At 40.3% G+C, this 12,171-nt stretch carries 10 protein-coding genes; 4 read left to right on the forward strand and 6 right to left on the reverse strand.

Going from position 1 to position 12,171, the window contains the following annotated elements:
• Positions 1-14: 14 nt before the first annotated feature.
• The gene (locus ACP8HI_RS20100) at positions 15-974 is read right to left on the reverse strand and encodes an ABC transporter permease (protein ID WP_438351915.1); all 960 of its coding nucleotides are present in this window, start codon (positions 972-974) and stop codon (positions 15-17) included.
• Between the two features lie 230 nt (positions 975-1,204).
• Between ACP8HI_RS20100 and ACP8HI_RS20105 the strand changes: the two genes are divergently transcribed.
• Both ACP8HI_RS20105 and ACP8HI_RS20110 read left to right on the forward strand, forming a co-directional pair.
• Positions 1,205-1,699 (forward strand): PH domain-containing protein, encoded by a 495-nt coding sequence (locus tag ACP8HI_RS20105; protein ID WP_438347943.1) that lies wholly within the window; start codon positions 1,205-1,207, stop codon positions 1,697-1,699.
• Positions 1,699-3,168 carry a PH domain-containing protein gene (locus ACP8HI_RS20110; RefSeq protein WP_438347944.1) on the forward strand — a complete coding sequence of 490 codons (1,470 nt, stop codon included), beginning with the start codon at positions 1,699-1,701 and terminating at the stop codon, positions 3,166-3,168. Before ACP8HI_RS20105 ends, ACP8HI_RS20110 begins: the two co-directional genes overlap by 1 nt.
• A 66-nt stretch (positions 3,169-3,234) precedes the next feature.
• Here ACP8HI_RS20110 and ACP8HI_RS20115 read toward each other — a convergent pair whose 3' ends face one another.
• The 4 genes from ACP8HI_RS20115 to ACP8HI_RS20130 form a co-directional block, all read right to left on the reverse strand.
• Positions 3,235-6,456: a cellobiose phosphorylase gene (locus tag ACP8HI_RS20115; RefSeq protein ID WP_438347945.1), complete on the reverse strand. Its 3,222-nt coding sequence runs from the start codon at positions 6,454-6,456 to the stop codon at positions 3,235-3,237.
• 116 nt (positions 6,457-6,572) lie between these two features.
• Positions 6,573-7,592, reverse strand: coding sequence for a LacI family DNA-binding transcriptional regulator (locus ACP8HI_RS20120; RefSeq protein ID WP_438347946.1), 1,020 nt, complete (start codon positions 7,590-7,592; stop codon positions 6,573-6,575).
• 95 nt (positions 7,593-7,687) lie between these two features.
• Positions 7,688-8,275, reverse strand: a complete 588-nt coding sequence (locus ACP8HI_RS20125; protein WP_438347947.1) for a hypothetical protein — start codon at positions 8,273-8,275, stop codon at positions 7,688-7,690.
• Positions 8,276-8,330: 55 nt separating this feature from the next.
• The gene (locus ACP8HI_RS20130; RefSeq protein ID WP_438347948.1) at positions 8,331-9,845 is read right to left on the reverse strand and encodes an ATP-binding protein; all 1,515 of its coding nucleotides are present in this window, start codon (positions 9,843-9,845) and stop codon (positions 8,331-8,333) included.
• A 245-nt stretch (positions 9,846-10,090) separates the two neighbouring features.
• On the opposite strand from ACP8HI_RS20130, the gene ACP8HI_RS20135 reads away from it, so the two are divergent.
• Entirely contained in the window at positions 10,091-10,396 is a 306-nt protein-coding gene (locus tag ACP8HI_RS20135; RefSeq protein ID WP_438347949.1) for a Dabb family protein, read from the forward strand.
• A 17-nt stretch (positions 10,397-10,413) separates the two neighbouring features.
• A complete protein-coding gene (locus tag ACP8HI_RS20140; protein WP_438347950.1) occupies positions 10,414-11,595 on the forward strand; it encodes an MFS transporter in 1,182 nt (393 codons plus the stop codon).
• On the opposite strand, the gene ACP8HI_RS20145 is transcribed toward ACP8HI_RS20140, so the two are convergent.
• A complete protein-coding gene (locus ACP8HI_RS20145; protein WP_438351916.1) occupies positions 11,562-11,915 on the reverse strand; it encodes a glyoxalase superfamily protein in 354 nt (117 codons plus the stop codon). The genes ACP8HI_RS20140 and ACP8HI_RS20145 overlap by 34 nt on opposite strands.
• Between the last annotated feature and the right edge of the window lie 256 nt (positions 11,916-12,171).

Here is a 12,171-nt window from a genome sequence, read left to right on the forward strand (position 1 = left end):
TGAGCCTCCTTCTTCTAAAACAGCGACGTGTCGTTGAGTTTTTTTGTTATTTTATTCGCAACAAGTAGTAAAATCATTGCAATGACTGCCTTAATCAATCCAATAGCAGCAGAATAGGAATACCGACCCGATAGTAATCCCGTTTTATATACATAATAATCAATAACGTTACTTGCACTATCATTCAGTGAGTTACGTAAGACTAGAACCTGATCGAAATTAGAGTTAAGCACACCACTAACGGCTAGAATGAATAGAATGCTAATCGTACCTTTAATCGATGGTAGTGTAATATACCACATTTTCTGAAAACGTCCCGCACCATCAATCGTTGCTGCTTCATACATTTCAGGAGATACACTTGATATCGCCGCTAGGTAGATAATCGCTGACCATCCTAGCTCCTTCCATATATCCGAACTGATGATAATGGTCCAGAAATAGCTAGGTTCAGCCAGATAAGTAATTGGTTCTTTAATAAAATGTAGCGCGAGTAATATGTTATTAATAATCCCTACATCGGATAGCCATGTTGCTAGAATGCCTCCCAATACAACCCATGAGAGAAAGTGAGGCAAATAGGATATCGTCTGCACGAATTTCTTGAACTTGACGGACCGCAGTTCATTCAGAAAGAGAGCGAATATAATAGGTAATGGGAATCCAATTAATAGCTTGAAGAAACTCATTCCCAATGTATTCTTGATCACATTGACTAAATCATCATCATCTAGAAACTCTCTAAAGTGCTCTAGCCCCACCCAAGGTGCCTCGGATATCGTCCGTATGATGTCAAATTCTTTAAAAGCAATAATGAGACCGTACATTGGAACATAGTTAAATATAATCATCCATACGACCCCAAGTAGAGCCATCGTCTGAAGATGCCTTTGAGTGTAAAATTTCTTCAACCATATACGTCTAGATGATGGCTTCGTTGGCTGGATTTGCTGTGAAGGACGTTCTTTATTCATTGTAGGTTCCATTTCCATCATTCCTTACCTCCATGCTGTTTCATTTTCTCTGTCTCTGTAGAAAGCCCTTACATCTCTATTACTAATAGTACGAGTATTCCGTCACCGACATAAGGCTTCATATTTAGTATTTAGGGTCTCATTTTTCGGATATGGGCTATAACTAAAATAGATATGGATTTTATTGAATTAAAGTGGTATTCTCTATCGTTAAGTTAAGGAGTGATAAATTGTATTCTCAAATCCCTGGACCAGAAAGTCGCTTATCCAAAGACGCGGTAATAGTATGGAGGATAAGTGAAACTATTACATATGTAATCAGCTTCATCGTGCTTGGTCTTTTATTCTACTTGGACTATTTATTTTCATGGAAAGATTGGATTGGATGGATTCTAATTGGCATTGCGATACTCGTTGTACTCGCCTCAGTTTGGTCCATTTTCATTAAGCCACTTTTACGTTATAAAAACTGGCGCTATGATGTGGATGAAGAATTTCTGCAATTAAAATCTGGGGCTTTGGTTGAAAAACATGAACTGGTCCCGATGACAAAGATTCAATCGGTCGCAACAAACCAAGGACCGTTATTTAGAAAGTATGGACTTTACTCCATATCTATTGAGACGATGGGGTCTTCTCACACCATTCCTGCACTTCCTGAAGAAGTAGCCCTCAATTTAAAAAACCGAATTGCCCATTTCGCTAAAATTAAGGAAGTGGAGTAATGAATCAAACCAAACGATATCATCCACTTCTTTTGCTCTTTTATTTATGGAATCTAGTTAAGGGTTCATTTTTTTTCGCTGTTTTTTTATTCGTTATAAAATTTGGTTCGAATTCTACCTTTATTAAATATGGAAAGTTCGCTTTCTTTTTATTTATTGGGATCATACTTGTTTCAATTGTATTGAAATGGTTTACACAAAAATACAAGTTAAGTGATACTTCCTTTCATATTTATAAAGGGGTTTTCCGTAAATCTGAGCGAACCATTCCTTTTTCTAAAATTCAAAATGTAAACCGTCGAACATCATTATTCCATCGGATTTTCAAAGTGACTTCTATTCGATTGGAAACGGGTATGGCAGGCATGGACGCTGCTATTGAATTCGAAGTTATTTCTCTAATGGAAGCAGACCAAATTGAGGAGTATATGACAAACCCTGTACAGAATGAAGCAAATCCGATTTATTCTCAAGTAGATTCAAATCGGATCATCCATTTTAAACCGACGAGAGGGGATATTTTAAAAGCATCCTTTACGTCACTCAGCTTTATAATCCTTATTCCAATACTCGGTTCTCTTTATAATAAAATAAATGAAATCTTTAATGTGGAAGAGGAATTAGGAGGTCTTGTGGCGATCATACTGAATTCTTGGTGGATTGTTACGCTAATGATCATTGTACTTGTCATCGCTTCCACCACTTTAGGAATTATTCGTGTATATCTTAAGTATGGAAAATATGAAATTTCTTCTGACCAGAATCAAATTTACATCACAAGAGGCATCGTTGATGAAACTGCATTTTCGATTTATAAAGATAAAGTTCAGGCGATTGAAATTACACAATCGATAATGAAACGCTTATTCGGGCTTGCAGAAGTTAAACTCATTAGCGCAGGTGGCCTTAGTTTCGGGGATGATAAGCTTGAGATCAGCTCACTTTATCCATTTCTTCCTGTTAAACGTGCGTATGAAATGATTTCGGAGATTTTACCGTCATATGAAGTGAAAGAGATGATGACTCGTCTTCCTAAAAGGTCCCTTTGGATTCGTATGTTAAAACCAAGTTGGTTCTGGATGATTGCAACAGTTGTCTTATTATACTTTAAGCCCCCTGTACTAGAATTGGAGCAAGCTTGGTGGATGATATCCGTCGCCTTACTAGTATTTATCGGTATATCAAGATGGCTTGATTTCTTAAATACACGCTACATTTTGAACAATAATTTTATTCAATTCAAAACAGGTAGCCTACAAACAACTCTATTCATTTCAAAAAGGGATAAGGTCATTGAAATAAAAGTAACCCGCAATAAACTCCAGCAACTACTTGGACTAGCATCGATTGGTATGATCAATCGTGCAAAACCGGTACATCATACTGGAATTGACGACGTTCCAGTGGAGCTCGCTGACACATTTTACACATGGTATGTGGGGCGTAGAAATGAAGTTGACGTGGAATAAATAACAAAAGGGATATAGAAACCTTTTCTCCTACAGAAAAGATTCTATATCCCTTTTGTTACTATACTAATCCATGAAGACTTCTATCGCTGCCACTTCACCGTTACGCACTGCAAGTGCTTGCGCTCCCTGTATAACAGCTCCATCGTATTCGACTACACTATCGTCACATTTAACCAGCTTCATCTTACTTATCTTCGCAGCATTCGTACCGAAGGTGTCAGCCCGGCGGGAATTGTGATAAGTCACTTGTGTACTTCCAAGGAATGTAAAGGATATCTTCCCTGTCTCATCGAATAACCAACTTGGTAATGCTGGCGTAAGGGTAAGTGTTAATTGTCCCTCTCTCACAGTGAATACGTTCTTACCAGCCATCATCATTCTCCACATACTGAGGAACTCCGCTGTAGACCCGCTCAATCTGGCAACGAAACCTCTTCCATGCACTTTAGGATCTGGATTTCCACCTGTCGCAATAAATGATGAGTTCTCTAACGTACTACGCCCATATACAGACGGATCTAAGAAAGGAACAAGCGATGTCTTCAGTTCCCCGAAATACTGCTCATACAGACCTGACTTCAATAGCCCCAACAAATATTTATAAGTCATGTGAAGGAAATTAGATTCTCGTTCTAACCAACCTGATGTAAATGCACGCATACGTCCAATTTCATGACCTTCTGCATCGAGATTAACAGACGTTTGATACATTTGTGTCTTCTGATCATACATCCCAGTCTTCTTAATCCGGTCATAAATATCTTTGACCTGTTGTGGATCGTTCAACGTCTTCATCCAGCGTGTTGGACCCTCAAGGAAATAGGGTAACGCATACACCTGGAAAGCTTTCACTTTTGCTCTTGGAAGCCCACTTTTACTCAAGTCTGCTTCTCCATTCACATCTACCAATCTTTCAAAATCCGTAGCTTCAAAACGGAAATACGTAGGCGTTATTCCATCTCCTAGTTCTATCGCTCTCGCAATTCCTCCATCTATTTTAACTAAAAATGCGGAGAACCCTTCCTCGATCACTGTCAAGGAAATCTTACGCTCCACTCCTGTAATTCCGAAACGAATGCGCTCCCGATATGCTTCACGAACAGATGCTACCACATCCCAGTAAGTGAATGGATCTAGCTGACCATCCTGATAGAGTTCAACAGTCTGATAAACAGCATTGAACAAATCAGCTATTTCTTCGGGTAAGTAGATCGACTTCTCGCCGAATTCCTTCGCACTTTCTAACAAGAAGATCATCATACGCTTCAATTCGAAAGTCTCACTCATACCTGAACCAAATAACCCAGGAAGTCCATTCATCGCATCATTCCAGCCTGGCTTGTTCGCTTCCATCTCCACACCCATACCATATGGATCTAATGTAGCAAACTTATTTAATGCTAATGATACGATTTTGCTGAAAAGGTTTGTCTGATAAACCTTGCCCGTGCCGTTCTCTGTTTGCAACCAGTTCGTATCGTTCATAGTACGTCCAAGATGCTCTAGCTTTTCCTCGTCCTCGATTAACGCATCATACTGCCTAACTTGGTCATTGATCACAACATATTTCTTAGACCGTGGTTGAACATAAGCAGCACTATCGTAAAAGGCATAGGTACCATCTGCAAAGAGAAGATCTTCCTTCTTGTCTGGAAAAATATCTAAATAACCGTCCACCAAGTCCATATTGTAAGTCCAATGATCGGACCAGAACCCTTCACCGAAACCGGCTTCGATATTCTGCTGCGAAAGAGCCAACACTCCGCTGAGCAAACGTTCTTCGCTTACATGAAGCTGCACGTCATGATCTGCTATGAAATTAATAATGGCTCCTGGTGTAAACTTCCCACTACATAATGCTATCAATTCCTCATGTTGATCTGCCACAGCATCGTTAATCCATTCCGTAAGCTTACTTTTATTCTCTGAAATGACTTTAAAGCTACACCCCTGCACACTAAGGGGGTTATAACCGTCTGCCTGCATCAGACTAAAGAACATTTTGATATTAAACGTACCTACTTTAGGATTGAAAAATACATCATTGCGGCGGTTCTGATTCATGTCCCGGAAATTCCCATTCCCTTGTGAGTAATATTCCGGAGCCAATGAAAAGAAATTGTAATCCCTCTCTAAATCCCCATGCTTACGTGAGTATAAATGTACAACAAACCCTTCACCCTCATTATCAAAAATAAACGGATACCCACCGCGGAGGAAATTGTCCATATAGGATTGCTTCGCGTAGGCATCAAATAGTTCAGATGACGTATGCGTTGTAATATCTGCCGTCAAATCTTCAACTAAGCTACTCGCTTCTTCCTTCTTGCGAGAAATATAGTCTGCTGAGCATAGTGCGTCTGCTTTAGCGTTAATTCTCTCAATATCATTCACGTGGCCGATGATCGTGTTCACGGTTAGACTTTTGCCTGGAGCGATAGTCTGTGCTACCCCGCTGAAACCGCATGGCACTTTATTGACCGGATATTGCGGCTGTTTCACAAGCTCAGCGAGCGAAGAAATAGCAAAGTTATCTGGGTACATTAGTGATGTATTGCCACCAAATACGACTTCGAAGTCAACAATCGGGGAGATCCGCTCTCCTTTCCCAGTAAATGATAAGTAGAAATGTCCACTCGTCACTTCACTGACGCGCGCCTCATCCGCAGTACTGGAACGTACGTGATAGAATGGAATGCCATTCTCTAGATTATATACTTCCATCCAACTGCGCAGAAGGTTACCTACCTCTTTGAATCCTCCACTTTCTACACCGTATGGAAGAATCTCAGGCATCCCGTCTAACAGTTCTAATGGAATAGGTTCCTTACTCATATTGATGATTTCAACCTGACGGACCAAAGCGGCATAATCATCATTCGGTAAATTGAAGTAATTCACCACGGTCTTCAGTCCATGTGCTGTATGGGTCTCTTCGATGGTGAGTCCGTTCGGAGAAATCCTCATCACACGAGAAGCATGTGCATCCGGACGAGCGGTTTGAAATGGTTCATAGACACTATCTTGTCCTTGTATCTTAATAAATGTCCGAAATCCATTAGCTGCAACGTTCTTGTAAGTGATACTAGCAGGGGAGAATTCCATAATAGCCGAATTCTTATCTCGGATCCCAAAGCTACATACCCCTTGGCCCCGATTAACATAAAATGTCCACATCGGAATACCCTTTAATCCCGCTACTCCTGGAAGGAAGCTTGAGAATGGTTTCGCTTGGTCAAATTGTTCGATAACAAATGTATTGTTCTCGTAATAGTATTTAGACATGGTGATTCACTCCTATTCAGATATGATATTGATCAACGTTCCCTTATTCCATACGATACGACACCGGTTTCGAAAAATCCTAAAAAAAAGAATTTCATAGGTTTCTTTGTTGATTCTTACGTTGCGTCAGTAACATAGCCACATGAATCCCTAATGACCAAGTTGACAGGTAACACCACTGATTCTAGAACAAGTGAAGGATCGTCTATCGAACGGATCAGAATTTCTGCCGCCTCATGTCCCATAAGCACTGTATCTTGTGCAATCGTTGTTAGGGCGGGAGTAATATACTGAGATAGCTCAATATTATCAAACCCTACGATAGACAGATCTTTTGGAATACTGAGCCCTCGTTCCTTAGCAGCTCTCATAGCCCCCAGTGCTAAATGATCTCCAGCTGCAAATACAGCCGTCGGTCGATCTGGCAAGTCTAAGAGCCCCATCATCGCAGCGTAACCACTCTCAATGGAATAGTAAGTGCTGTGGACGATGTAAGACTCTTGTCTTTCAAGTGCCAGACTTGCCATTGCCATTTCATATCCCTGCACACGATTAGAGCCGGCAAATGTATTCATGCCACCTGAAATATGAGCAATTCTGCGATGTCCCAGTGAATGTAAATACTCCACTGCCAGAAGGCTGCCTTCATGGTTATCTGAATACACGGTATGAGCTTGCGAGGTTACATAATCTAAGATAACGCACGGGATATCACTATCGAGAAGTTCCTGGAAATAAGGATCTTCATAGTCCGATAAAATGACAACAACCCCGTCCACACCTCTGATCTTACAATTCTCTAAATACCCGCTCTTGTTCCCTCCAACATCCTTAGAAATAAACATCAGCGCATATCCCTTGGATACCGCCACTTGCTTAAAACTTTCGATGACTGCACTAAAGAAAGGATGCTGCATACCGATCCCGGAAGACTCAACAAACAAGACACCAATGGTCCAAGATTTCTTAGTTGTCAATGTACGTGCATGAGCATTCGGCAAATAACCAAGTTCTTTAGCTACTTGCAAAATAGTCTGACGAGTCTGTGCGCTCACATCTGTGTAGTTATTGAATACTTTCGAGACTGTGGTGGGTGAATACCCCGCCTTCTTAGCAATATCATAAATCGTGGTCATTACTGGAATTCACTCCTGTTGTAAATAGCCTATGCATATTCTTTAATTGCATTCTAATCGTTTAATTTCTGAACGTCAATTACAATTAAGCACCTTTACTTCCGAATACTTCGCAGACGCCATAGCACGAATAGGACACCACCGGCTAACCCTACAATGATTACAATTCCCGTCCAATTCGTAGAAGTAGACTTCGTTATGGACTCGTTGGTCTTACTAGCCTGACTAGGCTTATCATCAGGGCCCAATTCTGTTGGAGCAGAAACCCTTTGAATAGGAACCTCTTTATCCTTCAAAAATATAAACTCTTCCGTTGCATCAGCAACCTTCATCGTTGGAGAACACAGGGGATTCTCCCACCCGTTATCACTTTCTCTTAAATAATAAAGGTACTCTTCACCAATCTCACTAGGCCCCCTCAACGATCCCCATGTGACATTTTCCTTCACCGATAGCTGTTCTTCTTCAATCTTTTTAAAGCTCTTGATGACTTTCAATTTGATGATATTGTCCTCTTTCTCACGAACTACATCTTCCACCTGACCTATAATGATACCGTCATATTCCTCATAACCTTGCTCTCCCGTTGGCATTTCCACACAGGACAGCGCATACGCAGTTGTTGGACTAGCCATCAATATAAGAAAGATCGACACCAAGACAGTTACTATCCCTTTTTTCACACGACAACACCTCCTTGCCATTTAAGACGAATTGGATGGGGAAATGTTGCTGAATTTAGACTACTATATTTACGTATATTGGCAATTTAATCGTAAACATCGTACCAGAACCAACTTCACTTTCTACTGTAATCTGCCCATTGTGATCTTCGATGATCTTCTGACATAGCGAGAGACCGAGACCGGTTCCTTCCTCTTTCGTTGTATAAAAAGCATCAAATATTTTGTGAAGTTCACTCGCTGGGATTCCTGTTCCGTTATCACGGATCTGGATTATACTCATCTCTCTTTCTTTGCTAAGTATAAAGTGTACATGTCCAGGTCCTTCCATTGCCTGAAAGGCATTACGGATCAGATTGATTAATACCTGTATGATCTTATCGCGATCCATCACCACCATAATATCCTGATTCGTTGCGTCCATTTCAATGATGTGACCATACGATGTAGCCTCGGATTCACACAATGAATACACTCTTTCCATACAAGTCGCCATCATTTCAATCTTCATATTACTCACATGCGGTTTTGAGAATTGCAAAAATTCTACAGTCAGTTCACCAACCCTTGTGATTTCCCCCATAATAACTTCATACCAAGGCTGGATGTTATATCCAGTTGTTCTTGATAGTTGGATAAAACCTTTAATCGCTGTTAATGGATTACGTATTTCATGTGCCATACCAGCTGCTAATTCTCCGACGATCCTCATTTTGTCTGAACGCAATTGTTCTTCCTGCCGTTTGACCCAATAGTCTCTTCTTATTTGAAATATGCGCTCCTCGCCTATTTGAATCAATTCCTCGAAGGTGTTACCTTCCTGTGGAGAATGAGTGATACTAAACGTTACCTGGAAGCCCAATTTCTCGAATATTTGCAGATCGTCAATTCTCTCTGTGGATGACAGTAGGAGCGAAAAGCGATCTCCCGCATATCGACATGCAGCCAGATGAGTCGGGAAATGTTCCTTAAGGGACATTGAGAAGCTGATTAAGATATCATTAGCAGTAGAAGTTCCCTCGGCCTTCAGAGATTTAAAATTGTTAATATCAAACAGGACAAAAAGGAATTCTCTGTTCGAATCGATGGTGTGCTGAACCTTTTTGATGTATCCAAGATAATTATGAAACCCCGTTATTGGGTCATAGTTGATGAGATACTCATGTCTCTTAGTCAATTCTCTTCTCTCAGATTCAATACGTAAGGTGACGTGGAATACGAGGATTACGACTATTGAAGAGATGGCATCAAAAGCAGAAACTAGCATATTGTAGGTCGAAATGGGGACATAGGTGAGGCGTATGATAGAATACTGAAGGGTCAATAATAGCGCAATTGGGGCGGTATCCCGAAACCGTATCTTTTGTCCAACTAAGTTGATAATCGTAATATAATACAATAAAACACACCAATTTAATTGACTGAAATAGTGGAATGCTCCTAAGAAGATAAACTGAATAGGTTTAAGCCAAGGAAATTTATGATCCAAGGATAAACTGAGTATTAACATCATAGCCGTTATAACCATGAAGGTCATATTCTTCGGTTTATCGAGCAATACTGAGGACACAATAATAAACAATGAGATTATAGGTACACAGAAATGCTTGATGAGATTAATAGACAAATAGAATCACAACTTTCTTGATAGACAATATCGGATTTTAATATTATATTCTCCCTTCACAACCATTTTCCTCCTATTTAACTAGTCTTTATCAAACTTTATTCTTCGCGACTTTTCCCACCTCTTCATCTATTCAATCAAAATACGCTATAATGAGAGGTACCAAGTAGAAAAAGGGGAATGGGAAAATGAGTAGTAATATTAAACATATGGTTACTTTTAGTTTACACGGGGGAAAGGATACACCAGCTGCGGAAGCATTTCTTAAGGAAAGTACCAAAGAGCTATCCACTATTCCCGGTGTACAGCAATTCGAAGTATTACGTCAAGTTAGTTCTAAGAATGAGTATGACTATGCTTTCTCTATGATTTTTGAGAATCAGAAGGCTTATGATACTTACAACGATCACCCTGTGCATCAGAACTATGTTGCTACACGTTGGCTCAAAGAAGTAAGTCATTTCCAAGAAATAGACCTTATTAGCTACACATAACGATTAGGAGAAACATCATGAATCCAACTAAAGAACGTGCTTTAATCTTTTCATTTACATTTATGGCCTTTATGCTCGGAACAACGGAGTACTTGATTGTAGGGTTATTACCTAATGTGGCAAATAGTCTAAAGATAACACTAGCCTTAGCCGGTAGCCTCGTTTCAGGTTTCGCCATCGCTTATGCTATTGGAGCACCGATCGTAATGACTGCGGTTAGTCGATTACCCAAACGCTCATCCATTCTAAGCTTAATGGTGCTTATTATTTTATTTAACTTGCTGTGTGCTGTTTCACCATCTTTTGGGGTCTTGTTGTTCATCCGAATGATAACGGGCATCATGTGTGGAGTGGCTATTTCATTAGCGATATCCCTATCAAGTGATGTGATATCCTCTGAGAATAGAGGTAAAGCCATATCGTATATTCTGAGCGGTTTTGCGATCTCAAATGTGCTGGGCGTTCCCCTCGGAAATTTAGTGGGACAGTACTTTGAATGGCCAGCAGCATTCGTCCTTGTCGCAATACTGGGACTCGTTGCATTTATATTGAATTTTATCTATGTGCCCCGCCACTACACCAAAACGAACATCTCACTACAGGATCAAGTTGGTTTGCTCAAAAATGGTCGTGTCATTTTAGCGTTTTTAATTCCTGTGTTGGGAATATCCGCAATATTCGTCATCTATACGTATATTACTCCCATTCTCGAAGACATCATGCATATATCTAAAGAGTCGGTTAGCATCGTTCTCTTAGTGTATGGTATTGCTGCGATTGTAAGTAGTTGGCTAGGAGGAAAAGTTGCCACAGGCAATGCCATCGGCAAACTACGATTCGTATTCATCATACAAGCGATCATATTTGCATCTTTCTCTCTTACCGCATCACTTCCAGTGCTAGGACTACTAAGTCTGTTTCTCATCGGCGGGGTGTCTTACATTCTAAATACGACTACACAACTGTATTTGATTGATCTTGCAGCGCGGTATTCTCCGAAAGCCAAAGATCTTGCAGCTTCCTTAAATGCCTCAGCAGCTAACTTCGGAATTGCCATCGGAGCCGCTATCGGTGGATTCGTAGCCGATAATATAGGTCTTATTCATCTTCCTTGGGTTGCGAGTATTCTCTCCCTTGGTGCCTGCGTGTTAACGGCGTGGAGTTATCATTTGGATACTTTCTCAAAAAAGGTTATTTGATTTCCAAAAGGATCTTTAATACACATTTCCTTATGCTCGTCTTCTAATCCAGGACGAGCATACTTATATTTCTTGGAGATCAGTTTCGTATGGAGATTGTTAATATGATCGACTTCAACTCTAATGGCAGACCCTGGGCTACAATCACCGTGATGTTCTGTCAAATGAATAACACAATCCCCATTAGAAATCTGCATATACAAAGGTAGTTCAGCCTCATATCTATGCTCCCAATCTATTGTGAATTCTAGAAATTGAATATAAAATTCTTTTGCCTTTTCTACATCAAATATGCGGAATAGTGGCGTGACGCCCTTCATAGTAACTGTAGGTGAGTCCATATCTAGATCATCCCTTTCTAATGACTTCTTCACTGTACGTTTCTAGCAATTCATTCTTCTTAAATAAGTTCCATATCAAAGTTGCAATTCCTGCTATCCCTTATACAAGGATACCTTTATAAAGAAAGGCCGTCTCTCCGTAGTTAATACTACGAAGAGACGGCCCCATTAAGTCCCTGTGAGCAGACTGCTATATTTTGAGTTTACCCCTATCCAATCATAACTCTTCCAGCAT

Origin of the sequence: Paenibacillus sp. FA6 (assembly GCF_051550225.1) — a bacterium.
In the GTDB taxonomy this organism is placed as follows: domain Bacteria; phylum Bacillota; class Bacilli; order Paenibacillales; family Paenibacillaceae; genus Paenibacillus_AQ.

Bases quoted from the DNA above. Each gene is read 5' to 3' on its own strand.
- ACP8HI_RS20115 (WP_438347945.1), bottom strand. From the start codon at position 6,456: ATGTCTAAATACTATTACGAGAACAATACATTTGTTATCGAACAATTT.
- ACP8HI_RS20120 (WP_438347946.1), bottom strand. From the start codon at position 7,592: ATGACCACGATTTATGATATTGCTAAGAAGGCGGGGTATTCACCCACC.
- ACP8HI_RS20110 (WP_438347944.1), top strand. From the start codon at position 1,699: ATGAATCAAACCAAACGATATCATCCACTTCTTTTGCTCTTTTATTTA.
- ACP8HI_RS20100 (WP_438351915.1), bottom strand. From the start codon at position 974: ATGAATAAAGAACGTCCTTCACAGCAAATCCAGCCAACGAAGCCATCA.
- ACP8HI_RS20140 (WP_438347950.1), top strand. From the start codon at position 10,414: ATGAATCCAACTAAAGAACGTGCTTTAATCTTTTCATTTACATTTATG.
- ACP8HI_RS20145 (WP_438351916.1), bottom strand. From the start codon at position 11,915: ATGAAGGGCGTCACGCCACTATTCCGCATATTTGATGTAGAAAAGGCA.
- ACP8HI_RS20135 (WP_438347949.1), top strand. From the start codon at position 10,091: ATGAGTAGTAATATTAAACATATGGTTACTTTTAGTTTACACGGGGGA.